The sequence below is a fragment of the Sphingomonas echinoides genome (genome assembly GCF_029623395.1).
Lineage (GTDB): Bacteria > Pseudomonadota > Alphaproteobacteria > Sphingomonadales > Sphingomonadaceae > Sphingomonas > Sphingomonas echinoides_A.
In genome coordinates, this window is record NZ_JAPYKK010000009.1 from 117,424 (window position 1) to 141,879 (window position 24,456).

Sequence of the window (24,456 nt, forward strand, 5' to 3'; positions counted from 1 at the left end):
GCAAGCACCCGCCCGGCATACGGACGTGGGGTCCGCAGCCGAAGGGACGCGTTCACGATGATTCGCCGCGAGTGTATGCGGTTGCCGGTTGCCCGCTGGGGTGTGTCCGTCGGGTTGCTGGTGGCGCTCGGCGGATGCTCGGCGCTGGGCCATGGCTTTCTCGCAGCAGCAGGGCCGGTGGCGACGCACGAGCGTCATCTGTTCCTGATCGTGTCCGCGATCCTGGTCTTCGTCGCAGGGCCGGTGCTGCTGCTGACACCGTTGTTCGCGTGGCATTACCGGTTGGGGAACGCCGACGACGCCTATCGCCCGAACTGGAACTTCTCCTGGTGGGTCGAGGCGCTGATCTGGATCCCGCCGATCGGGATCGTGGTCGTCCTCGCGGTCCTGCTGTGGACGTGGACGCACATCGACGATCCGTATCGCAAGCTGCCCGGTGCCGCGCCGATCGAGATCGAGGCGATCGCGCTCGATTGGAAATGGCTGTTCATCTACCCCGACGAGGGCATCGCGACGATCAACCAGCTCGCCATCCCGGTCGGGCGCCCCGTGCATATCCGTCTGACCAGCGCGACGGTGATGCAGTCGATGCTGATCCCGCGGCTCGCCGGGCAGATCTATGCGATGGGCGGGATGACGACCGAGCTCAACCTCGCCGCATCCCGCCCGGGTCAGTATCTCGGCAAGAACACACAATATAACGGCGCAGGGTTCGCGCGCGAGCGGTTCACCGTGCTGGCGCTTCCGGGCGCGGGCTATCAGGCGTGGCTCGGCCGCGTGCACGCCGCGCCGCGGATGCTCGACCAGACGAATTGGAGCGCGGTTGCGCAGCGCTCGGTCGCGCCGCAGCCGGTCTTTTTCGGCACGGTCCAGCCCGGCCTGTTCGCACATGTGCTGGCGAAGACGGGCGGGTCGGACTCCGCAGGAACGATGCACGGCATGCCGATGACGGCGAAGGACGCACGATGAACACCCCGGTCTGGCCGCTGCTGCTCGGCCGCTTCGAATGGCGCGACCTGCCGTTCGTCCGCGCGATCTTGGACCCGAGCGCAAGCAACCTGGTCGGCGCGTTTGCGGGCGGGCTGGTCGTGGTCGGCGCGATCGTCGTCGCGCTCGTGCTCACACGCTACGGCAAGTGGCGCTATCTGTGGAGCGAATGGCTCACCAGCCTCGATCACAAGAAGATCGGGATCCTGTACATCGCGCTCGCTTTCGTGATGCTGTCGCGTGCGCTGGTCGAGGCGGTGCTGATGCGCGGGCAACAGGCGGTCGCGATCAACACTCCGGGGTTCCTCACCCCCGATCATTTCGGCGAACTGTTCAGCACGCACGGGTCGATCATGATCTTCTTCATGGCGATGCCGTTCCTGACCGGCCTCATCAACTTCGTCATGCCGCTCCAGATCGGCGCGCGCGACATGGCGTTTCCCTGGGCGAATTCGGTCGCCTTGTGGCTGACCGCGGGGGGTGCGGGGCTGATGATGGCGTCGCTCATCGTCGGGCAATTCTCGACCGGCGGGTGGACGGGCTATCCGCCCTTCACCGAGGTCGCGTTCAGCCCCGACGTCGGGCCGGATTACTGGATCTGGGCGGTCTCGCTCGGGTCGATCGGATCGACCATGGCGGGGATCAACATCGCCTGCACGCTGTACAAGCAACGCGCGCCGGGGATGGCGTTCATGGCGATGCCGCTGTTCTGCTGGACCAGCCTGTGCACCGCGATCCTGATGATCTTCGCGATGCCGCCGCTAACCGTCGCGACCGCGCTGCTCGCGCTCGATCGGTATCTTGGCTTCCACATGTTCACCAACGATCTCGGCGGGAACATGATGAACTACGCCAACCTGTTCTGGCTGTTCGGCCATCCCGAGGTCTACATCCTGATTCTCCCCGCGTTCGGGGTCTATTCGGAGGTCGTTTCGACCTTCTCGACCAAGGAGCTCTACGGCTACACCTCGCTCGTGCTCGCGACGATGGTGATCGCGGTGCTGAGCTTCACCGTGTGGGTCCACCACTTCTTCACCATGGGGCAAAGCGCCAATCTGAACGCGGTGTTCGGGATCGCGACGATGACGATCGGCGTGCCCACGGGCGTCAAGATCTACGACTGGATCTGGACGATGTTCCGCGGCGAAGTGCGCTTCACCGTGCCGATGCTCTATGCGCTCGCGTTCATGATGACGTTCGTGTTGGGCGGGTTCACCGGGATCCTGCTGGCGATGCCGCCACTCGATTATCTGGTGCACAACACGCTGTTCCTGGTCGCGCATTTCCACAACATGCTGATCCCGGGCCTGCTGTACGGGATGCTGGCGGGCTATCATTACTGGTTCCCCAAGGCGTTCGGCTTCCGGCTCGACGAGAAATGGGGGCGGATCGCCTTCACCTGCTGGGTGGTCGGCTTCTACCTCGCGTTCATGCCGCTCTATGTGCTGGGCGCGAGCGGGATGGCGCGGCGGACGCACGAGATCTTCGATCCTTCGTTCCGCCCGTGGCTGTACGTCGCGATGGCAGGGGCAGGGGTGCTGTTCTGCGCTTTGGGGTCGCTGTTCGTCCAACTCGTCGTCAGCATCCGCAACCGCGACGCGCTGCGCGTCTTCGCGGGCGACCCGTGGGACGGGCGCACGCTCGAATGGTCGATCGCGTCGCCGCCGCCCGAGTATAATTTCGCGGTCGTGCCCAATGTGGACGGGCGAGACATCTTCTACCGGCGCAAGCACGCCGAGCATCAGGCACCACCCTATGCGGAGCCTTATGCTTACGAAGACATCGTGATGCCGCGCAACAGCGCGAGCGGGGTGGCGATCGGGGTGTTCGCGGCGGTGTCTGCGTTCGGGCTGATCTGGCACATGTGGTGGCTCGGGGTCGCGGGCGCGGTGGTGGGGATTGCGGCGCTGGTGACGCGCAGCTTCGGGCGCGATCAGCACCGTATCCTGCTCGCGGCGGACGTCGCGCGGGAGGATCGCCGCTGGCGCGCGGCGCTGGCCGAAGCTCGGTCGATCTCCCGCCACACCGAGATGACGACTGCCAATCAGGGGCTGGCGGAACGATGAGCAAGACAGCGACCGAGATCGAACAACCGGACGCAGAACAGGATGATACCGCCTTGTTCGGCTTCTGGATTTTCCTGATGAGCGACGCGGTGATCTTCGCGCTGCTGTTCGCGACTTACGGCACGATGACGCAGGCGACCGCCGGCGGGCCGACTGCGGCGGCGGAGTTCAAGCTGGTGCCGACGTTCATCGAAACGCTGTTGCTGCTGACCAGCAGCGCGACGTTCGGGCGCGCTTCGGTCGCAATGAAATATGACGAGCCGCGCCGCGTGCTGTTCTTCTGGCTGTTCGTGACGCTGGGGCTGGGCTTGGTCTTCCTCGGGTTCGAGGCGAAGGACTTTGCGGACATGTTTGCGGATGGCGCCTATCCGAGCCGCAGCGGGTTCCTCTCCGCCTTCTTCGCGCTCGTGCCGCTGCACGGGCTGCATGTCGTGGCGGGGTGTTTCTGGCTGATCGTGATGATCGTGCAGGTCCGCGTGATCGGGCTCGACCGGCGCGTGAAGCTCAACCTGTTGCGGCTGGGGCTGTTCTGGCACTTCCTCGACGTGGTGTGGATCGCCATCTTCTCGGTCGTCTATCTGGGCGGACACATCGCATGAAGAACGGGACCGAACGGCGCACCGAGCTGCGGACCTATGCGGTGGGCTATCTGCTGGCGCTTGCGCTGACCGGCGCGGCGTTCGCGGCGGTGGTGTGGCCGTCCTTCGCGGCGGGGACGACGCTGGCGATCGTGCTCGGGCTCGCGCTGGTGCAGGCGGTGGTGCATTTCCGCTGCTTCCTCCACATCACGATGCAGCGCGCGTCGCGGCACGACCTGCAACTGATTTTGTTTTCCACGCTGATCATCGTGATGATGGTGGGCGGGACGATGGTGCTGCTGATGAATTTGCGCACGCGGATGATGTAGCGGGGGGCCTGGTTTGTCGGCGCCTTCGAAGCGTTTTGCGACGATCTCTTGCAATCAAAAATGGACAGGGACCGGCCTGGCCATGGGAGCGTGCCGACCGGCCCCTGTCGCGACGTCGGCACCCTGAGGGGGTAGGCGCCAACGATCTCTGGTCCCGGCGCCGGACCCGAGGGGCCGGCGTCGGGTCTCGGTGGTCTTAGCGGAACAGCGAGGTGATGCTCTGCGGCGCCTGATTGGCGATCGACAGAGCCTGCACGCCCAGCTGCTGCTTGACCTGCAACGCCTGCAGATTGGCCGATTCCTTCGACAGATCCGCGTCGACGAGGTTGCCGATGCCGCTGGTGATCACGTCCGACAGGCTGTTCACGAAGCTCGACTGACCGTCGATCTTGCGCGATGCCGAGCCGAGCGTGCTGAGGCTCGCGTTGATCGTCGTCGAAACGTCCTTCAACGTGTCGATCATCGTCTTGGCCGATGCCGCGTCCGTGAACGTGGAACCGATTGCGTCGATGACGTCGGTGTCGAAGTCCTGGTTGGCGACATCCAGCGTCGCTGCGGTGGTGTCGGTGGACTGGAGTGCGCTGACGCTACCGCCGCTGCCCTGAAGCAGATTGGTGCCGTTGAAGCTCGACGAGTCGATGATCGACTGGATCTGCTCCTTCAGTGCGTCGAAATCCTTGCCCATCGCATCGCGGCTGTTGGTGTCGAGACCCGCGTCCGACGCCGACGTGGCCTTGGCGGCCATCTGGTTGACGAGGTCGGAGATCTGCTGCGTTCCCGCAACCGCCACGTCGACCGTGCTCTTGGCGCGGCTCAGCGACGACCCGACCGATGCGAGCTTGCCGACGTCGCCGCGCAGCGTCTGCGCGATGGTGTAGGAAGCCGAATCGTCCTTGGTCGAGGAGACCTTGAGGCCGGTGCTGATACGCTTCTGAGTCGTCGCCAGTTCGTTGGTCGTCATGCTCAGGTTCTGGAGCGCGGTAAGGGCGGCGGTATTGGTGTTGACCGACATTGCCATGATAACATTCCTTCTCAAAAACACGGTTGCTTCTGCAGCCGATGCGCCGCGACAGGCGGAGCATGCGTCCTTTTTAGAAAGCGGTTGGGAGTGCGGTTTCCGGCACGACGCTTTTTGATGGTTAAGCTCCGTGCACGAACCTTTTGATGACGATAGGCAAAAAATTCCGGGTCCGGACCGTGCGCGATGCACGCCGTCTATGATGGCGCAGGGATGTGCGGAAGGATTGGACGTGGCGCTCAAGATCTGGTTGCGGGAAGGGGAGAAGGTCGTCGTCAACGGCGCAGTGCTGGTCGCGCTCGGTCGGACGCGGCTCGCGGTCGAGAACCAGGCTGCGGTCCTGCGCGAGCGTGAGATCATGACGCCCGAGGAAGCCAACACGCCCGCGCGGCGGCTCTACTTCGCCGCGATGATGGCGTATATCGACGAGCCTGCACGGGACCGCTATCAGGATCAGGTGGTCCTGCTGGTCCATGCGTTGCTCAGCGCGATCCAGTCGGACGCGGCAAAAGCGATGGTGGTCAGCTTCGCGCGGCATATCGCCGCGGGCGAATTCTACCGTGCGTTGGGGGATTGCCGCGATCTGATTGCGTATGAGGCGACCGCGCTCGAGCGTGCGCCAGCCGAAAGCATACAAGCTTGCGCGGTGTTGCCCTGATTCAACAAAAAATGTGCAGACGCGACCGGGAATCCGACCGGTGTCTATCATGGGATGTGACCCAGGAGGGTCTCTACCCGGAGTGACGATCCATGGCGGCGGATGTCTCCAATAGCCTTGCTGGCCTGAGCCTGCTGACGCGTACCAACGAGTTCGCAACGTATGGCATGAGCGTCGCTACGGTGGCGACCGAAACCCGCGCACAGCGCGCCGCGCATGCGCAGTTCAAGACCCCCGCCACGACTGCACCCTGGACCCAGACGCGGACGCCGTCGCCTTCAGTCGCCGCGGTGCAAGCGATGAAAAGCGTCGTCGACACGCGTGCCGGATCCGGTACGTTGCCACGGGACGTGCAAGCCGACTTCACCACGTACAAGGCGCTTGACCGGTTGCGGGTCCTTGCCCAAGCGGCGGCAAGCAGCAGCGCGAATGCCGCACAGCGCAAGAGCTTACAGCAGAGTTTTGAGCTTGGGTTGAAAGATTTGCGAGCGTACCTCGGCTCGACGGTCGGCGACAAGTTGCAGCTCGCCTTCGATCAGCCGCATACGCGTGCGGAAAGCATCGCGATTGGCGGCCCCAAAGTGTTGCCGGCGATCGTCGGGAAAGGGGTGGTTGCCGATCGTTTCGCCGCCGTACCTGACATCTCCGGGACCGAACGCCTGCGCATCACGCTGTCGCAGCGCGAAACCAGCGACGCGATCGACATCGATCTGGCGCAGATCCCGCAACCCCCGACGCTTGACGGCATTGCCGCCGCAATGACCTCCGCCATCGCTGCGATCCCCGCGCGGGATACGGCAGGCGTGATCCAATATGCAGCGGACGGAACCGCGCTTCCGCGCTGGGACGTCAAGGTCCGCGTTACCAAGACCGGTGATGCCTGGGGCCTCACGATCGATCGGACCGGGAACGAACGGATCACGATCGATCAGCCAGGGGCTCCCTCGACCCTTGTCGTTGCTGCCGATGTGACCGGTGTTGCGACTGCCACGAAGGTCCAGATGCTCCGGTTCGATACGCCCGAGGGGATGATCGAGCCACGTCTCGATGGGACGATCGCTGCGACCGACCGAACTGCGACCGCAACCGCCGCGCTTCGGCCAAAACCGGCTCTCCCTGCCGCCGCACCCGGGAAACCCATCGTTGCCGCGCCGTCGCCGCCAGCGGTCACTGCGGAAACGACGGTCAATGCGCTGGTGGTCGACCCGCAGGGCTTCAGCTATGTCGTGGGGACGACGGGGGGCGACCTTGGCGGCGCGCTTTCCAACGGCAACGCCATGTTGTTCGTGTCCAAACGCGATAGCATCGGGAACGTCGTGTGGCAGCGCAGCCTTGGCACACCGGGGACGTCCACCGGCGCGGCGATCGCGCTCGCCCCGGGCGGCGGCGTGGTGATCGCGGGGACGGTATCCGATGGCGCCGATCCGATTGCCAATGGCAGCGCAATGGTCGTCGCGCGGTTCGCGGATAACGGCGACGAGCAGCTATTGCAGAGGATCCGGACATCGAGCTTCGACAGCGCTACCGCGATTGCAGTTGCCGATGATGGAACGATGGTCCTGGGCGGGCGAACATCGACGGGGCAGGGCGACGCGTATCTCGCGCGTCTCGATGCGAAGGGCGTGGTCCTGGAGCAGCGGATGCTCGACAACGGAGGTGATGACCGCGTTACTGCACTGGCTTTCAACCGTGCGGGAAAGGTCCTTGCCCTTCTCCAGCAGGGAACCAACAGCCTGATGCAACAATATGATACAGCAGGGTTTAATTCCGAATCCGGGAGTGTCTCGCTGGGTGCGGCACAAGCGCGGGCGTTGGCCGTCGCAGCGGATGGTACGATCGCGATCGGCGGTTCGACACTGGGGGCCGTGGCGGGCGATCAAGTCAATGCACCGGGCGGCGCGCGGGATGGGTTCGTCACGCGGATCAACGCCGACTTCTCCGGCGTCGCCACGACCTATCTGGCCACGACGGGCGACGACCAGATCGATAGCGTCGGCTTTCTCGGTAACTCGCTGTACGTCGGCGGGCGGACGAGCGGGACACTGGGCGCTGCCAAACGGGGCGAGATCGACGGGTTCGTCGGGCGGATCGATCCGACGACCGGCGCGATCGAAACGGTCGAACAGTTTGGCGCCAGCGGCGCGCGTACGGGGACGGTGCGGATCGCTGGCGCGCCGGGCGGGGACACGATCCTCGAAGCGCTCGGGCTCAACCGCGGCGTCGTGACACCCGACGTGTCGGCGAACCTGGTGGCACAGACCAACGTGCGGGTCGGCGACAGCCTCTCGATCCGGATCAATCGCGGGGCGGCGATCAAGCTGACGATCGGAGCGAACGACACGGTCGCGTCGCTTGCCAGCAGACTTGGGCTGCTGACCGGAGGAAAGGCGAGCGTTTCGAGCGCTATCAAGGGCGATGGTCGCGCGTTTCAGATCACCGCGCGTGGCGGCGCGACGATCGAGCTGATCGCTGGGCCACCCGGACAGGACGTGCTGTCGAAGATCGGGATCGATCCGCAAATCCTGTCGCAACCACCGGTGCGGGCGGCGAGCGCGCCGAAGGTTTCGCCGGGGGGGCAATTCGGCCTTGGCCTCTCTGCTGGCCTGTCGCTTGCGTCGGCGCAGGACGCCGGAATTGCGCTCAACGCCGTCAAGCAAGCGATGTCGATCACGCAGACGGGCTATCGTTCGCTCTATTGGGATTCGACCAAGGCTGCGCTGGCCAATGGCGGATCGCCCAAGGGCAGCAAGGCGGCGGTCTCGCGCGCCTCTGCGCAGGCCGCCAGCTATCAGGCGGCGCTTGACCGGCTTCAGAGCAGCGCCGTCGTCAGCACGGGCAAGCCGGACCCGACCTTGACCGTGTTCGGCTATACCAGGTGATGCCGTTAACCATCGTTTCTGCGCTGTTGCGACGAAACGCCAATTAGGCGATGCAGAGCACGCCAGTGCCGTGTTAGAGGCGCTGCTATGATCATGAAGCGTCGCAAAGAATCCACCTTCACTCGCACGGCATCCAGGCTTGCCCGCTATGCCGCCGCAAGCGCTTGCCTTGTTCCATTTCCGGTCTTCGCACAGACCCCGCCGCCGGTCTCTCTGCTGCCGCCGACGATGCAGGCGCCGAGCGTCACGCCCACTCCAGTCCCCACCGTGCAACCACTGATCTCGCCCGAGATCGTGCTGCCGACGCTGTCCGCGACTCAAGCCAAGCAACTCGCCGACCTGATCCGCAAGGACGTGGTCGCACAAGGGTTGAGCGATACGCCTGTGTCTGTCCCGCGCGACAATGACGGGTTGATCCGCGCGGCGCTGGACCATGCGCGCGCGGTGCATTCGGGACGGCTGGCCGAAGGGGACTTCCAACGCGATTGGGCGATGCGTCCGGTTGCCTATGACCCGCTGCCGGCGCTGCGAGCGGCGATCGTCAGCGATCGGCTCAGCGCGTGGATCGCGGCGTTGCCGCCGCCTTATGCCGGGTACGACACATTGGTCGAAGGACTCGCGCGCTATCGGGCGATCGGCCAGGACGGCGGCTGGTCACAGCTCGCGGCCGGGTCGGACGTCGCGTTCGGGAGCAGCGGGGCGCGGGTCACCGCGTTGCGCAAGCGACTTGCGGTCGAGGATCCGCAGATCAAGGCGAGCGGCGACAAGTTCGACACCGCATTGCTCGAAGCCTTGCGCCGGGCGCAGCGGCGGTATGGGCTCAATCCGACCGGGACGGCGGGTGCCCAGACAATTGCGGCGCTGAACGTCCCGGTCGATGCCCGCATCCGGCAGATCAAGGCGAACATGGAGCGCTGGCGCTGGTTGCCACCGACGCTCGAGCAGAACCGGGTCCAGGTCAACATCGCCGCTGCGGTGTTGACGCTGTTCGACGGTGACGCCCCGGTGATGTCGATGAAGGCCGTCACCGGGCGACCGGGCGACGAGACGCCGATGCTGGTTTCACAGATTCACAGCATCGTGCTCAATCCACCGTGGAACGTGCCCTCCACGATCGCGACCAAGGAGTTGTGGCCGAAGGAAAAGGCGCATCCGGGCTATCTGGCGCGCAACGGCTTCCGCGTGATCGACAATGGGGACGGTAGCAAGCGGCTCCAGCAGTCGTCCGAACGCAGTGCGCTTGGCCGGTTCAAATTCGATTTCGCCAATCCGTTTGCGGTGTATCTCCACGATACCCCGGCACAGGCGGGTTTTGCCAAGTTCGATCGGCTTGCCAGCCACGGCTGCGTACGGCTCGAAAAGCCTGCCGCACTCGCCAAGCAGTTGATGAGCACGACGCCCGAATGGTCGGCCCAGACGATCGACGAGACCGTGACCGCGGGTAAGACCGTCCGCGCCAAGCTTGCTGCGCCGGTCGCGGTATATCTGCTGTACTGGACCGCGTTCGCGAACCAGAATGGACAGGTCAGCTTCCGCGACGATCCGTACAAATGGGACGGGACGCTCGCCAGCAAGATCGAGGCGCGTTCCGCGCACCAGACGCAAACCCTTGCCGCCCGCTGAGGACCGTATCGAATGAATCGTAAAGTCGCCTTCGCCGTTGCAGCGACGCTGCTGACCCTTACTCTTGGTGCGTGTTCGGGATCGGACGACGCCCCCGTCTATACCGACAACGCGACGGACAATGCCGATCTGGGCACGTCCGAAACAGCGATGCCGACACCCGAGCCTTCTCCTGTGGCAGTCGAGCCGGTCGAGACCGTCAACACAGCGGTTGTCGACGACACGCCGCCGCCGGTTCCTGCGGAGCCCGACCAGCAGATGATGGACGACGCGTCCGCAACCGGAATGACGTCGCGCAGCGCGCGCAAGGATCTCGGTTCCGAATCTCCACCGGCCGAGGACCCGACCGAGGGTAAGTGACCTAAGTCGCCTGGTCGATATCGACCAAGCGAGGCGCTGCCCGGACGTGATGCCGGGAGAAGCGAGACTTTCGCTGGCGTTGGTCGGTTGACGGTCCAGACGGCAGGAGAATGGCAGTGAACCGTGCGACCGCCCGCGGTGGCTGGAGCGTGGCGTGATCGAACATGTCGCGATCATCGGAGGTGGATTTTCGGGTTCACTCGCTGCGATCAACCTTGTTCGGCATGATGGCCCGCGCGCGACCCTGATCGATCGTCAGGCAGACGCCGGGATCGGCCTCGCTTACGGCGCAGCGCATCCGACTCATCTGCTCAACGTGCGCGCGACCAACATGAGCGCGTTCCCCGACGACCCGTCCCACTTCGCGCGCTGGCTGGAGGAGCAGGGGCACGCCATCGTCGGGCAGACCTTCGTGCCGAGGCTGTTGTACGGCACGTATCTGCGCAGCCTGCTCGATCGGGTCGCGGCCGAGAATCCCGACCGCCTGCAGATCGTGCACGGCGAAGCCGTCGATGTCGTCGACGACTCGAGCGTTCGTGTCGTCTTGCGAGATGGTATGAAGATCACGGCAGATGCTGCTATATTAGCAGTCGGAAACTTGCCGCCGCCTGCCCCTGGTGGGCTCGCTCTTGATGCGTTTCCGCCCGACCGGTACGCGGGCAATTGTTGGCACGCGGCGGCGACGGAAGATTTGGGGGCCGGTGATACCGTTCTGATCCTCGGCACCGGTCTGACGATGGTCGATGTCGCGCTGCTGCTCGAGGCGAAGGGCTTCGAAGGGCGGATCGTCGCATTGTCGCGGCGCGGACTGTTGCCGCACGCACATGCAGCGCCGGGCGCGCCGTTCGTACCGATCAGGGAGCGTCCCACGTCCGTCCTGTCGGAACGGCTCCGTTCCCTCCGGGCGCGCGGCGCAGATATCGGATGGCGCAGCGCGATCGACGAACTGCGGCCGTTTACGCAGGACATGTGGCGCGCGGCGAGTGCGGAAGAACGCTCGCGCTTTATCCGCCACGCCCGACCGTGGTGGGACATCCATCGCCATCGGCTTGCGCCGGACGTTGCCGCTCGGATCATGGCGCTTCTGGAGGCTGGTCGACTCGACGTGCTCGCTGGAAAGGTCGCACGGGTGGAAGCGGCTTCAAATGGACTCACGGTCGAGTGGCGACCGCGTGGTGCGACAAAGGTCGAACAGTTGAATGTCCAGCGCATCATCAACTGTACTGGCCCCCAAGGCGATCTGCGGCGGACGACCGAGCCCGTGCTCAACCGGCTGACGATGCGCGGGGCAATCCGCCCCGATGCGGCGGGGCTCGGGATCGACGTGGATGACCAGATGCGCGTGGTGGCGGACGATGGCGTCCCCAACGACCGCTTGTTCGCGCTCGGCCCGATGACGCGCGGTGCGTTCTGGGAGATCGTCGCGGTTCCGGACATTCGTGCTCAGGCATGGACGCTTGCGCGACGCCTTTCCAATGCGCATTGGGTCGCGGAGGGACTGTAGGGCCGGTCGAGCAGGGCGCGTCGGACACGCTTTGTCCTCCGGTGCCTGGAACGATCCCGAACCGTTCGGTCCGTCGGTTACTGCGTCCGGTCAAGCAAATTGGCCAGATCCTGCTTCCAGAAACGTGCTGCGGTGTGCGTGCCGTGGCCGCGCGTGTCGTCGGTTTCCGCAATCAACCGGAAGCGCGCGTTCTTCATCCTTGCAACGGCTCGTTGCGGGAGATCCAGGTTCCTCGGGTTGATGAAGTCGTCGGCCGAATTGATCCACATCGTCGGTGCGGTGATGCGCTCCAGCTTCGACCAGGGGTCATAGGTCCGCGACGCATCGATTTGATACATCAGGTCGTTCGCGTCGGTCGACGCGATCGATGCCGTCACCCGCTGGCGGGCGAACGCCTCCGCATCTTGACGCCTCGGATATTGCGCCTGGAAGTACAGTGGAGCGGCGCCTGCGACGAACAACAGGCTGGCGGCGGTGCGGAGACCCTGAACCGGCGGCGTGCGATACTCGCCGTTTGCCCACGTCGGGTCCGCGCGGATCCCGTCGATCGCCAACTGTCGCCACATTCGGTTGAGGCCCGCGATCTCGATCGGTTCACAAGCGAGTGGCATCAGCGCGCGGGCAAAGTCAGGGTGCTTTTCGCCCCACATCAGGCTGTGCATGCATCCCATGGACGTACCCATGATCAGGCGCATCCGTTCGATGCCGAGCCCGTCCTTGAGCAACCGGTATTGCGCGGTCACCATGTCGTCATAATCGTAGTGCGGAAACCGCATGTGCAGCCCGTCTGACGGCTTGGACGAATTTCCGTGTCCGATATTGTCGGGCAGGATGATCCAGTACCGCCGGATATCGAGCGGTTGGCCGGGACCGTAGAGCTCATCGGCGAATTGCGGGCTGAGGAATTGGCGGCCGGTGCCGCCGGTGCCGTGCAGGATCATCACCGCATTGTCGATCTTGCCCCGCGCGTCGCGATGCGGCTGGCCAAGCATGGTGTAGCTGATCCGCATCTCGGGGAGGCTTTCACCCGACCGGAACCGCACGTTCCGGACCGTGTATTGAGCAGATCTGGCGGGCCACGCTGTCGTCGGGCGAGCAGGCGTGGTCGCAGCGGTCAGCGGCGGAATTGCGGCGGGCGCCTGAACCGGCGCGGGGCCAGCCTGCAGGAGCAGGAGGAGGACTGTAGATATCATGTCGCAAGTCTGCGCGCGATCCGCAGCCCTGCCAAGCGACGGCTATCAAATTTCCGGCGAACCCGCGCCGGTGTTACGATGCCCGTGGCGGGGCAGTCTTGGATCGACTGCAACCTATCGATCGCATGATGTGTTTCCCGATCTGACCCAAGGTCGGCCACTGGGTCGGGCCGCGCCCCTTTGATCGGCGTACCTGTTTCGGATAGCTGTTAACGCAAAGTACAGACGCATCTCGCAACACGGTCGCGCTGAAAGGAAAAGTACCGATGGTGACCAACCTGCCGCCGGATTCGGTGGCGGCCGACATGGACCGGATTTTCAAGCCCTTGGCGAAGCGTGGGCTGGCCGGAACGTCGTTGAATGATCGTGCTGGGTCGGCCCGAAAGGGTCGAGGCGGGCGTCGCTGGCGCATCGTTGCGCTTGCGGCGCCGGCGCTGGTCGTCGCGGCCGGCGCAGCCTTGGGGGTGGGCTATCTGGCGCAAGATCCGGTTCGGTCGCCTGCCGTATCCGCCGCCACGGCGGTGCCGAGCCGGGCAGCGGTCGGGGCGAGTGCCGCGCCTTCGACAGCGCTGCAGACCGTCGCGCTCGTGGCGCCCTCGGTCCGCACGGGGTCGGAAATCATCATCGACGACGAGGGCAACGGTACGGTTGCGCCACGGGCACCGACGATCGACCCGGTGCGCCGACCCATGGGCGCCGAACGGGCGGCGACCGACGACGTGACGCCCGACCGGTCAACACCGCGAGATGTGCGCGCCCGTTCGACGCCAGAGGCGTCCGAGACGGTTCGACCGGGTCGTTCCGGTAACGCCGCAGCCGGTTGCGCCCCGGGAAGTCTTGAGGATCGATGCATTTACCAGGACGTGCTCGACGCCGATGCGCGGCTCCGGCTGGCGTATAGCCGAGCTCGACGCAGCGGCGTCTCGGCAGGGCGGCTGACCGCGATCAACCGTCGATGGATTCGGGCTCGGGAGCGGTCGTTGGATGATCCGGATGGGACGATCGAACGCTATGACGCGCTGGCCGGGGCGCTTGATCGGGCGCGGCGTGAGGGGGAGGAATGACGGAAGATCCCCCGATTTCAACGACGAACGTTGAGATCCTGCGCTGGCTTCATGCCACGCCGTCCGAACGCGCCACGTCCACCGACGGTCGGATCGTCTATGCGGTGGGCGATATTCACGGCTGTTACGTGCAACTTGCCGCATTATTGGAAGCGATTGTCGCCGATGTGGAGGCGGCTGACGTCGGTTTGCCGCCACTTCTCGTGTTTTGCGGCGACTATGTCGATCGTGGGCCACAGTCCGCCAACGTGCTCACCGCGCTGATCTGGCTGGCGCGGCATGCTGCCCTCGATGTAGTGTTCCTGCGGGGAAACCACGAGGTCATGCTGCTCGATTTCGTGGAGCATCCCGAGCAAAATCTTGCCTGGCTGCAACGTGACGGTGAATCCACGCTGTCGTCCTACGGGGTTCCGCTCGCCGACATCGTGCCCTCCGCGCTCGACGAGGAATGCTTCCGGCTGCGCGATCGCCTGCTCGACCGCATGCCGGCATCGCATCTCGAATGGTTGCGCGAATTGCCGGTGACGCATATGTGCGGCGACTACGTCTTCGTCCATGCCGGGCTGAAGCCGGGTGTTCCGCTTTCGAAGCAGGACGAGGAAGATTGTCTGTGGATCGGGAAGGACTTCCTCCAGGCCGACTACCGGTTCGAGAAGGTCGTAGTGCACGGCCATAGCTGGAGTTCCGAGGCTCCGGTCGTGACAGCCAACCGGATCGGGATCGATACCGGTGCCTATGCGACCGGCGTATTGAGCGCGGTCCGTTTCGAGGGGCCGCGCATCGCATTTTTGCAGGCGCGGTTGCGGGGCATGGGGGAGACGACGGTGGCCTTCCGTGGTCCGCAGACTAGCCCAGGAGGCCTGTAATGTTTCGATTAAGAATGTTCGCCGCACTCGTTGCGATCGTCACTTTGGGCGTCATGGTCCTAGCGTTCGTCATGGAGGCACCGATCGGCGTGCCGATTGCGCTGCTGGTTGCAGCCGCGTGCCTCGCGGCGATCACGCCCTTCGACGCGCCGACGCGGCGGGAGCGGAACCGCGTTCTGATCGCTTGTCTTCTGTATCTCGTGCCGCTGGCTGTGGCGGTGTGGTTCGCCCACGGCATTCCCGGATTTGAACGCATCGAAGCCGCCGTGATCGTCCTGTCGCAGCTCGGCGTGGGGTTGATCTGCTGGGCATTCGCGACCCGGAAGCGTCGCCGGATGCCGCAACCGCGTCGCTACTTCGACAACTGATCCGGGGATGGGCCGCCGACCGCGGCGCTACTTTGCGGTGCTCCGGTGGAGCAGGAAGAAGTCCAGCATCGCGCGCGATGCATTCGGTCCGGTCGCATCGGCGTAGGACCCTTTCGAATCACCGCCAGACCACGCATGTCCCGCGCCCGTGATGGTCCATTGTTCGATCAGCACTGTTCCGTCGGCGTTGCGGCTGAGGGCGCGACTGTAGGAGCGGCCGCCTGCCTGGCCGTTTTCGACCATGACCGAGAGCGCGCCGCCGCTTGCGGCGGTGGCGGCATCGGTGATGTCGCGCGCGTTGATCTCGCCGACCGTGGTGTCGCGGTCTCCGTGGAAAGTGATGACCGGAACGAAGCGCGCCTTGCCACCAGCGGGTGTGCGGACGCGTTTGTCCTGCGTGCCGTTCTTCATCGCGGTCAACGCGCTGGACAAATCGCGGGCGGCACCGCAGGCGAGCCCGGAATGTACGCCGACTGCGGCGAACAGCTCAGGGTAGGCATCTGCCATGATCGCCGCAGCGGCGCCGCCAGCGGACAGGCCAGCGACATAGACGCGGGCCGGATCAGCGTGTTCCGCCGCGATGATGTCACGCGTCAATCCGGCGATCAGCGCCGGTTCGCCGGAGTCGCGTTGCTGGTTGCCGGGTTGGTACCAGTTCCAGCACTTCTGCATGTTGGCGGACTGGGTCTGGCGCGGATAAGCGATCACACAGCCATACTCGTCGGCCAGCGCATTCATTCCGGTTCCGCGGGCGAAATCCTCGGGCGACTGCGTGCAGCCATGGAGCATGATGACGAGCGGCATTCCGGGGGCAAGGTCGGCCGGTCGATACAGCATATAGTCTATGCTGCCGGCGCTGCTCTTGTAGGTTCGGGTCGTGAAACCGCCGACAGGCGGCGTGCCTGGCGCCTTGCGACCCGGCGTAACGTCGATGACGCGCGCGCCGGGGGCATCCGATGCAGGGGAGGGGGCGGCATCCGGGGCGAACCCGGCGTTGGCCGCCATAGCACCCCGCACCACGCGGCTTGCCGCAGCAAGATCGCCGGACTGGGTTAGCCTTAAGGCTTCGGCCATCGAATCGATCAGAGCCATGATAAAAGTCCTTCGAAAAATAGAAATCAGGCGATGCGGTCGGCGAGCGCTGCCTTGACCGCAGGACTGGCATGAAGCGCACCAAGCACGGTAATCGATCCGATCGTCGCGCGGGCGAGTTCGGGAGAGACGTCCGCGGCGATCGTGGCGAGACCCAGCACGCGGATGTCGAGGCGTTCGCCCGCTGCCTGTGTCGTTTCCAGATCGCGCGCCGAATAATGGCAGAGGCCGAGTTGTAACTGGCGGCGGATGGTCGATTGTTTCGCGGATTCGCTGTGCCGTTCGAGCTGATTGCGGATCGCCGTACGAATGAAGTCGCTGCGGTTGCCATAGAACCCCTCGCGGACGAGCAGATCGACGTAGCCGAGGTCGACGAAGCCGAGATTGATCGTAATCTTCTCGCTGTCACTCTGCTTCGCCTCGCGTACCGCGACTGTCATGAAAATCTCCGTACCATCCGTGTGGATGGTATATGGATGGTGTTGCGAAGGTGTTCAACCGTGGGCGCCATAAAGATTGCGAGGAACACCAAAACTTTAGGCCCGACAACGAATTGCAAGGCCCAGGTCTCGCCGCATCTTCGTATCCTCCGAACGAATGACATGCCCGGCACGAACGTGGTCGGGCTGTACAAACAGGAGAGCTTATGAGCGACCATGACCAACGCACCGGGGGGCATCTGGACGTTCGGGCGTCAGGCGGCGGGCTTGGCGCGGAAGTGCGCGATATCGATCTGCGCACGCTGGACGACGATGCCTTTGCGGAACTGCATGCGGCGTGGCTGGAGAACCTCGTCCTGCTGGTTCGGTCGCAGCATCTGGCCCCGGCCGATCTCATCGCGTTCAGCCGGCGGCTCGGTGCGCTCGATCATGCCCCTGTCCAGGAAACCGGGCGGCGCTTCGTCGGCAACATGCCGGAGCTCTATGTCGTGTCCAACGTCGTGGAGAATGGCGCGCCGATCGGGAGCCTCGGCAATGGCGAGGCGGTCTGGCATACCGACATGTCGTATATCGAGCATCCCCCCAAGGCGAGCGCGCTCTATGCGCTGGAGGTCCCGCCGACCGGCGGGAATACCAGCTTCGTCAACATGTACGCGGTCTATGACTCGCTCCCCGAGACGTTGAAGCGGCGGATTGCCGGTCGGCGGGTCAAGCATGACGGAACGTACAATAGCGGCGGCTATGTCCGGCAAGGGGTCGTGCCGAGCGACGACCCGCGTGAGGCCCCGGGCGCACTACACCCGCTCGTCTACACCCATCCCGAAACCGGTCGTCCCGCCTTGTATCTCGGGCGCCGACGGAACGCCTATGTCGAGGGGCTGGAGCTCGCCGAGTCCGAGGCGCTGCTCGATGCGCTGTGGGGGTATGTCGACCAGGCGGCGCTGACCTGGACCAACGTTTGGCAAGTCGGCGACTTGGTCCTGTGGGACAATCGGTGCACGATGCACCGGCGTGATCCGTTCGATCCGGATACGCGGCGGGTGATGCACCGTACGCAGATCAAGGGCGAAAGCCGCCCTGCGTGAAGGATACGGTGCCGATGAAAGCGGACATCCCCGGTCGTCGCAGGTTCGGAGTTTCGGTTCCGACCCAGGTGCTGGCGGTGCTCTGCCTGATGTATCTCGTGCTGTATGTCGAGCGCGTGAACATCGCCACGATCGCGCCGGCGATGACCGCGGACCTTGGCCTGACCAACGCGCAGTTCGGGTTGGCGGTCTCGGCCTTCTCCTATCCCTACGCGTTGATCCAGTTGTTCGGCGGATGGATCAGCGATCGCTTCGGGACGCGGCGGACGCTCCTGTTCTGCGGTGCCTTGGTGACCGCTGCTACGATGTTGACGGGCCTCGTGGGCGGGCTCGCTTCGCTGTTCGCGCTTCGGCTGGCGCTGGGGTTCGGCGAGGGGTTCGCCTTTCCCAGCGCGACGCGGGCGATCGCGACGTGGCTCCCGGTTTCGCGCTGGGGGTTCGCGCAGGGGATTACGCATGCTGCCGCGCGGCTGGGCAATGCGCTGACGCCGCCGCTGGTCGTCGCGGTGCTGACGTTCGCCTCGTGGCGTGGCGCGTTCGTGGCGCTCGGACTGTTCAACCTCATCTGGGTGCTGCTGTGGTTCTGGATCGCGCGGGACGATCCGCGGAGCCACCCCGGCATGACCGACGCCGATATCGCCGCGCTGCCGCCCGCCTCCGCCAGATCGAAGACGGCGGTGGTGCCGTGGTGGCGGCTTGCGCGGCGCATCGCGCCGGTGACTGCGGTCGATTTCTGTTACGGGTGGACGCTGTGGGTCTTCCTGACGTGGCTGCCGTCGTTCTTTCTGAAGAGCTTCCACCTGGATCTTGCGCATTCTGCACTGTTCTCGGCGGGGGTGCTGCTCGGCGGTGTCGCCGGGGACGCGGTCGGCGGACTGGTCAGCGACCGGATCTACCGCCGGACGGGCAATGTGTTGGCCGCGCGGCGGAACGTGATCATTACCGGGATGCTGGGCGCGTTCGTGTTCCTGATTCCGGTCGTCTTGACGCATGATCTGACTGTCGTTGCGATCTGCCTGTCGCTTGCGTTCTTCTTTTCCGAACTGGTGGTGGCGCCGATCTGGGCAGTGCCGATGGACATCGCGCCGGATCATGCCGGCGCGGCCAGCGGGATGATGAATTTCGGGTTCGGACTGGCGGGGATTTTGTCGCCGCTGGTGTTCGGTCTCGTGCTCGATCTCACCGGGAGCTGGACCGCGCCGTTCTGCGCATCGATCGCGCTCCTGTTGGTCGGGGCAGGGTTGTCGTTCCTGATGCGGCCGGACAAGCCGTTCGACCCCGGCGGCGGATGACGCCGGGTCAGGCGGGCGCGACCCCATCCGCGCTGACCCGGTCGCGCCCGACGATCGTCCCGCGCAGGCGCACGCGTTTCTCGACGAGATCGACCGGCGTGCGCTGCAGCTCGAGTTCGAACCGGCCGCCAAGGTCGCGCTGGAGGAAGAACGCGCCGCCGTCGCGGATCAGCGTGCCGGTTTCATCCACGGGTGTTCCAAGGTCCATTTCCGATCGTGTCCTGTTGTCTTGCATGATTCGGCGTTACCTTGGCATCGTCCCGGTCGGGGGAACACCCTTTCGTGCGGTGGCTGTGGCGGCTTGTCCGCGGAACGAAATGGGGCGATCGGACGTAGCATGCCGGGGCCGATCCGCACCCCGCGAACGGAGCATTGGCAATGGGCGAAGCTTCGCTTCTGGAGGTGCGATCGCTGGCCAAGGCGGTGCCCGGGCCAAGGCAGTTGTTTCGAAACCTCGATCTTGCGGTGGCGCCGGGGGAGCTGGTCGCCATCATCGGGGAGTCGGGCGTCGGCAAGTCGACGTTGCTCAACATTCTGGCCGGACTCGACGATGCGAATCACGGGACCGTGGCGATCGACGGGACGGTTCTGGGGAGCCTCGACGATGCGGGCCGGACCCGGTTGCGGCGGGAGCGGATCGGCTTCGTGTTCCAGGCCTTCCATATCCTTCCCTACCTTACCCTTCGCCAGAACGTCGCGCTGCCGCTCGCGCTGGTGTCGCCCGATGCGCGTGCTGCCGAGGCGCGGGCGGAGGAGATGCTCGACGCGGTCGGCCTGTCGGGCCGCGGCGACGGCTATGCGCGCGATCTGTCCGGGGGTGAATTGCAGCGCGTGGCGATCGCGCGGGCGCTGGTGCATCGCCCCGCGCTGATCCTTGCGGACGAACCGACCGGCAACCTCGACCCGGAGACGGCGCGGCGCGTGCTCGCCCTGTTCGCGGAGGCGGTGCGCGGCCATGCGGCGGCCGGGGTGATGGTGACGCATTCCGACGCCAGCGCCGCGATCGCGGATCGCGTGCTGACGCTGGGCGCGGACGGTCTGGTCGAACGGCGTGTCTGATTGGGCCGGACTGATCTCGGGACGATTGGCGCTCGGTTGGTTGATCGGGGGCGAATGGCGCTTCCATCCCGCACGCTTCGTGACGACGGCGGTGGCGATCGCGGTCGGGGTCGCGCTGGGGTTCGCGGTCCATCTGGTCAACGGCAGCGCCTTGTCGTCGTTCGACGGCGCGATGCGCGGGGTCAGCGGTGCCGCCGACCTGTCGATCCGCGCGACGAGTCCGCTGGGGTTCGACGAACGCCTCTACCCGCGCGTCGCCACCGCAGCCGGCGTCTCCGATGCAAGCCCGGTCGTCAGTCTTCCTGCGCGGATCGGGCGGACGCGGTTCACGTTGCTGGGGGTCGATGTGATCCGCGCGGCAAACGTGACCCCGTCGCTGATCGGTCGACGCCCGCGCGGACCGGACTCCGCCGGGGACGCGGCGTTCGACGAGGCCGCGCTGTTCCTGTCGCGCGATGCGCTGACGCAGACCCGCGCGAAGATCGGGGCGGTGGTCCCGGTCGTCGCGAACGGGCGGACGGTACGCTTGCGGATCGCGGGAACACTCCCCGGCGCTGGCGACGTCGCGATCGGGGTGATCGACATCGCGACGGCGCAATGGCGGTTCGGCAAGCTCGGCCGGCTCGATCGGCTCGATCTGACGCTGTCCGATCGATCCGTGGCGGCGCCAGCGGTCCGCGCGATCCTCCCACCCGATGCGATCGTCTCGAGCGCGGTGGCGCAGAGTGCGCAGGGGGATGCCTTGTCGCGCGCCTATCGCGTCAATCTCGACATGCTTGCCCTGGTCGCGCTGCTGACCGGCGGGTTCCTGGTCTATTCCGCGCAATCGCTGTCGGTCGTTCGTCGCCAGCGCGCCTTTGCATTGCTGCGGACCCTCGGCATGCCGCGCCGCGCGGTCGTCGCCGCGATCGTGACGGAAGGGCTGGGGATCGGGGTGGTCGGGGCAGCAGTCGGTCTGCTGGCAGGCTATGGTCTGGCGTGGGGCGCGCTGCGGTGGTTCGGGGGCGATCTCGGGGCCGGCTATTTCGGCGGCAGCGGGGTGCATCTCGTGTTCCAGCCGCGTGCCGCCCTTGGTTTCTTTACACTCGGGCTGGTCGCGGCGATTCTCGGGAGCGTGCTCCCCGCGCTTGGCGCCGCACGCGCCGCGCCCGCCGCCGCGCTCAAGAACGCCGGCGACGTCGTCGATCCGCGCGCACCCGCTGCGTGGATCCCGGCGGTGCTGTTGCTCGGCGCGGGGGTGGGCATGGCCTTGCTTCCGGCGGTCAACGGTTTGCCGCTGTTCGGTTTTGCGGGGATGGCGCTGATGCTCGCGGGGGGTGTGGCGGGCGTACCCTGGTTCGCGCGTGCGCTGCTCAAGCCGATCGCTGCGCATGGGGCATGGCCGGTCCCGCGGATGCTGGCCGTACGCCACCTCTACGGTGCGCCGGGCGAGGCGGCGACGGCCTTGTGCGGGATCGTCGCATCGACCGCGCTGATGATCGCGATGGCGACGATGGTGACGAGCTTTCGCGGTGCGGTCGACGATTGGCTCGGGACCGTGCTCGGCGCGGATCTCTACGCGCGGACCACCGCGGGTGCCGCGTTTGACCCGGAAGTCCGCATGCGGCTCGCGGCGACTCCCGGGGTGGCGCACGTCGCGTTCAGCCGGCAGATCCCGCTGACGATCGCTCCCGACCGCCCCCCGATCAGCCTGATCGCCCGACCGGAACGGCAGGGACGCGATCCGCTGCTCGTCCTGATCGCGCGCGCGCCGACGATCCCTGCGACCGCGGTCCCCGTCTGGGTGTCCGAACCCGCGCAGCGGTTGTTCGGCTGGGATCCGGGCGAGACGATTGCGCTCCCGATCGCTGGGCGCACCCGGTTTTACGTGGCAGGGGTGTGGCGCGATTATGGGCGCCAGGCCGGGGCGGTGCTGATCGACGAGGCGGATTATCAGAAGCTGACCGGCGACACCGGACGCGACGAGGTTTCGGTCATCGTCACGCCGGGGGAGGACGTCGCACGGGTCTCCGCCAGGATGACCGCCCGGCTTCCCGCGGCATTGCGTGATCAGGTCGAGATCACGCGGCCCGCGACTTTGCGCCGGTTCGCGTTGACGCTGTTCGACCGCAGCTTCGCGGTCACCTATCTGCTGGAAGCGGTGGCGATCCTGGTGGGGCTCGTCGGGGTCGCGGCGACGATGTCCGCGCAGACCATCTCGCGTGAGCGCGAGTTCGGGATGCTGCGCCATCTTGGTCTGACGCGTCGGCAATTGACCGACATGCTCGCGACCGAGGGCGCGATCGTCGGGTTCACCGGCGCCCTCGCTGGGATCGTCCTCGGGCTGGCGCTGGCGCAAGTGCTGATCCACGTCATCAACCCGCAATCCTTCAACTGGACGATGACGACGCGTATCCCGTTCGGCACGCTTGCCGCGGTGACCGCGGCGCTGACCGGCGCGGCAACGGTGACCGCTGTGCTCGCGGGGCGCCGGGCGACCGCGCGGCAGGCGGTCCTTTCGGTACGGGAGGATTGGTGATGGCGCGCGCGTCGACCCTAGTCGCGGGTATTGCGGCGGTCGCAATCGGAGTCGCAGCCCCCGCCGGCACGCCCTATCCGCAGGTTCGGCCCGGGATCGTCCTGCGCTTTCCCGCCGATCACGGTGCCCATCCGGCATACCGTACCGAATGGTGGTACGTGACCGGATGGTTGCGGACCGAGGACGAAAAGGATCTGGGGTTTCAGGTCACGTTCTTCCGGACGCGGCCCCCGGTCGGCACGGCAAACCCGAGCCGTTTCGCTGCGACGCAAGTTCTGTTCGCGCATGCCGCGCTGTCCGATCCGACACGCCGACGGTTGCTGCACGGCGAACGCGCCGCACGCCAAGGGTTCGGTCTTGCGTCCGCCAGGGTCGGGGATGCCGATGTCGCGATCCGGGATTGGGCGCTTCGTCGCGGGGCGGACGGACGGTGGCGCACCACCGTCGCGGCGGAGGGTTTCAAGCTCGCGCTCGTCTTCGATCCCACGCAACCGCCGATGCCGCAAGGGCAGGGGGGCTACAGTCGGAAAGGGCCACGACCGGACGAGGCCAGCTATTATTACTCGATCCCGCATCTGCGTGTCAGTGGTACGGTGGAGCATGGCGGGCGCCGGGTTCGGGTGCGCGGGACGGCATGGCTCGACCGCGAATGGTCCTCCAACTATCTCGCGCCACAGGCGCAGGGGTGGGACTGGACCGGGCTCAACCTCGACGATGGTTCGGCGCTGATGGCGTATCGTATTCGCCGGAAGGACGGCGGCACGCTGTGGGCGGGCGGGTCGCTGCGGACCCGCGATGGCCGGACGACCGTGTTCGCACCGGGCGACGTGGTGTTTCGACCGATCGCGACGTGGCGCAGTCCGGTGACCGGCGCACGATATCCGGTGGCGCAGGATCTTACGGTGCGGGTCAACGGCGTCGCGATCACGCGCCGGCTCATGCCGATGTTTGCGGCGCAGGAGCTCGATGCCCGCCGCAGTGGGCTGCCGGTCTATTGGGAGGGGGCCGTGCAGGTCCCGGATGGACGCGGGTATCTGGAACTGACGGGCTATGCGGCGCCCCTGGCGATGTAGGGTTATGGCGTGTCGTCCGCCTGGAGAAGGCGCAGGCGGCGGCAGGCGCCACGCGAGCAGCTTTTTTCACAAAAAACGCATCGCGCGTCATTTTAGCGTTGACGGGCTTTGGTTCCCCCCGTAGAGACCACTCCACCGCAGCGACGGACCGGACGGTTCGCTTCTGCAGTCACCAGATTCTCGGCGCTCGGTTCGCCCTTTGAAAGAAGGGTTGAACAAGGCGTCGGTATTCTGCGCTCTTTGACATTGTTGGTTTTAGATGAAGGGACATGTGGGCGGCGGCTACACGGTCTTTCGGGTCCTCTAGGCTCGTTGGATCGTTCAAAGCCAAGTCGCTCTTATACATGTCCTTCACGTATCCATACGTAAGAATATGTGCAGAGCAGCTCCTAGAGATGCTGATA

At 65.7% G+C, this 24,456-nt stretch carries 22 protein-coding genes; 17 read left to right on the plus strand and 5 right to left on the minus strand.

The genetic code is table 11. From position 1 onward, the window contains the following. Window positions 1-57: 57 nt before the first annotated feature. The 4 genes from QBJ92_RS07750 to QBJ92_RS07765 are packed head-to-tail and all read left to right on the plus strand — an operon-like array spanning window position 58 to window position 3,960. On the plus strand, window positions 58-969 hold the full coding sequence (locus QBJ92_RS07750) for a ubiquinol oxidase subunit II (RefSeq protein ID WP_277969119.1): 912 nt from the start codon (window positions 58-60) through the stop codon (window positions 967-969). After that, window positions 966-3,053, plus strand: coding sequence for a cbb3-type cytochrome c oxidase subunit I (locus QBJ92_RS07755; RefSeq protein ID WP_277969120.1), 2,088 nt, complete (start codon window positions 966-968; stop codon window positions 3,051-3,053). Before QBJ92_RS07750 ends, QBJ92_RS07755 begins: the two co-directional genes overlap by 4 nt. Further along, window positions 3,050-3,652, plus strand: a complete 603-nt coding sequence (locus QBJ92_RS07760) for a cytochrome c oxidase subunit 3 (protein ID WP_277969121.1) — start codon at window positions 3,050-3,052, stop codon at window positions 3,650-3,652. The genes QBJ92_RS07755 and QBJ92_RS07760 overlap by 4 nt, the downstream gene beginning before the upstream one ends. Continuing rightward, window positions 3,649-3,960 (plus strand): cytochrome o ubiquinol oxidase subunit IV, encoded by a 312-nt coding sequence (locus QBJ92_RS07765; RefSeq protein ID WP_277969122.1) that lies wholly within the window; start codon window positions 3,649-3,651, stop codon window positions 3,958-3,960. The genes QBJ92_RS07760 and QBJ92_RS07765 overlap by 4 nt, the downstream gene beginning before the upstream one ends. A gap of 196 nt (window positions 3,961-4,156) precedes the next feature. Here QBJ92_RS07765 and QBJ92_RS07770 read toward each other — a convergent pair whose 3' ends face one another. Further along, window positions 4,157-4,978, minus strand: a complete 822-nt coding sequence (locus tag QBJ92_RS07770) for a flagellin (protein ID WP_277969123.1) — start codon at window positions 4,976-4,978, stop codon at window positions 4,157-4,159. Window positions 4,979-5,210: 232 nt separating this feature from the next. Here QBJ92_RS07770 and QBJ92_RS07775 point away from each other — a divergent pair, with 232 nt between their 5' ends. The 5 genes from QBJ92_RS07775 to QBJ92_RS07795 all read left to right on the plus strand — a co-directional run bounded on the left by QBJ92_RS07775 (window position 5,211) and on the right by QBJ92_RS07795 (window position 12,002). Further along, window positions 5,211-5,636, plus strand: a complete 426-nt coding sequence (locus tag QBJ92_RS07775; protein WP_277969124.1) for a flagellar biosynthesis repressor FlbT — start codon at window positions 5,211-5,213, stop codon at window positions 5,634-5,636. Window positions 5,637-5,728: 92 nt separating this feature from the next. Further along, window positions 5,729-8,515 (plus strand): SBBP repeat-containing protein, encoded by a 2,787-nt coding sequence (locus tag QBJ92_RS07780; protein ID WP_277969125.1) that lies wholly within the window; start codon window positions 5,729-5,731, stop codon window positions 8,513-8,515. 93 nt (window positions 8,516-8,608) lie between these two features. Next, window positions 8,609-10,138 (plus strand): L,D-transpeptidase family protein, encoded by a 1,530-nt coding sequence (locus tag QBJ92_RS07785; protein WP_277969126.1) that lies wholly within the window; start codon window positions 8,609-8,611, stop codon window positions 10,136-10,138. Between the two features lie 12 nt (window positions 10,139-10,150). Next, window positions 10,151-10,498, plus strand: a complete 348-nt coding sequence (locus QBJ92_RS07790) for a hypothetical protein (RefSeq protein WP_277969127.1) — start codon at window positions 10,151-10,153, stop codon at window positions 10,496-10,498. A gap of 154 nt (window positions 10,499-10,652) precedes the next feature. After that, window positions 10,653-12,002 carry an FAD/NAD(P)-binding protein gene (locus tag QBJ92_RS07795; RefSeq protein ID WP_277969128.1) on the plus strand — a complete coding sequence of 450 codons (1,350 nt, stop codon included), beginning with the start codon at window positions 10,653-10,655 and terminating at the stop codon, window positions 12,000-12,002. 77 nt (window positions 12,003-12,079) lie between these two features. Here QBJ92_RS07795 and QBJ92_RS07800 read toward each other — a convergent pair whose 3' ends face one another. Next, window positions 12,080-13,195, minus strand: coding sequence for an alpha/beta fold hydrolase (locus QBJ92_RS07800; RefSeq protein WP_277969129.1), 1,116 nt, complete (start codon window positions 13,193-13,195; stop codon window positions 12,080-12,082). Between the two features lie 266 nt (window positions 13,196-13,461). On the opposite strand from QBJ92_RS07800, the gene QBJ92_RS07805 reads away from it, so the two are divergent. Genes QBJ92_RS07805 through QBJ92_RS07815 form a run of 3 tightly spaced genes read left to right on the plus strand, consistent with a single transcriptional unit; the run spans window position 13,462 to window position 15,493 of the window. Then, window positions 13,462-14,259 (plus strand): hypothetical protein, encoded by a 798-nt coding sequence (locus QBJ92_RS07805; RefSeq protein ID WP_277969130.1) that lies wholly within the window; start codon window positions 13,462-13,464, stop codon window positions 14,257-14,259. After that, window positions 14,256-15,125 (plus strand): metallophosphoesterase family protein, encoded by an 870-nt coding sequence (locus QBJ92_RS07810; protein ID WP_277969131.1) that lies wholly within the window; start codon window positions 14,256-14,258, stop codon window positions 15,123-15,125. Before QBJ92_RS07805 ends, QBJ92_RS07810 begins: the two co-directional genes overlap by 4 nt. Beyond that, complete coding sequence (locus QBJ92_RS07815) at window positions 15,125-15,493, plus strand: hypothetical protein (protein WP_277969132.1); 369 nt, start codon at window positions 15,125-15,127, stop codon at window positions 15,491-15,493. The genes QBJ92_RS07810 and QBJ92_RS07815 overlap by 1 nt, the downstream gene beginning before the upstream one ends. Window positions 15,494-15,520: 27 nt before the next feature. Here QBJ92_RS07815 and QBJ92_RS07820 read toward each other — a convergent pair whose 3' ends face one another. After that, complete coding sequence (locus QBJ92_RS07820; RefSeq protein WP_277969133.1) at window positions 15,521-16,585, minus strand: extracellular catalytic domain type 1 short-chain-length polyhydroxyalkanoate depolymerase; 1,065 nt, start codon at window positions 16,583-16,585, stop codon at window positions 15,521-15,523. A gap of 26 nt (window positions 16,586-16,611) precedes the next feature. Then, entirely contained in the window at window positions 16,612-17,025 is a 414-nt protein-coding gene (locus QBJ92_RS07825; protein ID WP_277969134.1) for a hypothetical protein, read from the minus strand. A 206-nt stretch (window positions 17,026-17,231) separates the two neighbouring features. Between QBJ92_RS07825 and QBJ92_RS07830 the strand changes: the two genes are divergently transcribed. Both QBJ92_RS07830 and QBJ92_RS07835 read left to right on the plus strand, forming a co-directional pair. Then, window positions 17,232-18,110: a TauD/TfdA dioxygenase family protein gene (locus QBJ92_RS07830; protein WP_277969135.1), complete on the plus strand. Its 879-nt coding sequence runs from the start codon at window positions 17,232-17,234 to the stop codon at window positions 18,108-18,110. Between the two features lie 14 nt (window positions 18,111-18,124). Continuing rightward, window positions 18,125-19,402, plus strand: coding sequence for an MFS transporter (locus QBJ92_RS07835; protein ID WP_277969136.1), 1,278 nt, complete (start codon window positions 18,125-18,127; stop codon window positions 19,400-19,402). Window positions 19,403-19,409: 7 nt separating this feature from the next. On the opposite strand, the gene QBJ92_RS07840 is transcribed toward QBJ92_RS07835, so the two are convergent. Continuing rightward, window positions 19,410-19,610: a DUF5818 domain-containing protein gene (locus QBJ92_RS07840; protein WP_277969137.1), complete on the minus strand. Its 201-nt coding sequence runs from the start codon at window positions 19,608-19,610 to the stop codon at window positions 19,410-19,412. Window positions 19,611-19,780: 170 nt separating this feature from the next. Here QBJ92_RS07840 and QBJ92_RS07845 point away from each other — a divergent pair, with 170 nt between their 5' ends. From QBJ92_RS07845 to QBJ92_RS07855, 3 genes are read left to right on the plus strand one after another with little or no spacing between them, the layout of a single operon-like run. Continuing rightward, complete coding sequence (locus QBJ92_RS07845; protein WP_277969138.1) at window positions 19,781-20,461, plus strand: ABC transporter ATP-binding protein; 681 nt, start codon at window positions 19,781-19,783, stop codon at window positions 20,459-20,461. Then, on the plus strand, window positions 20,454-22,979 hold the full coding sequence (locus QBJ92_RS07850) for an FtsX-like permease family protein (RefSeq protein WP_277969139.1): 2,526 nt from the start codon (window positions 20,454-20,456) through the stop codon (window positions 22,977-22,979). Before QBJ92_RS07845 ends, QBJ92_RS07850 begins: the two co-directional genes overlap by 8 nt. Further along, on the plus strand, window positions 22,979-24,052 hold the full coding sequence (locus tag QBJ92_RS07855) for a carotenoid 1,2-hydratase (RefSeq protein ID WP_277969140.1): 1,074 nt from the start codon (window positions 22,979-22,981) through the stop codon (window positions 24,050-24,052). The genes QBJ92_RS07850 and QBJ92_RS07855 overlap by 1 nt, the downstream gene beginning before the upstream one ends. Window positions 24,053-24,456 lie beyond the last annotated feature (404 nt).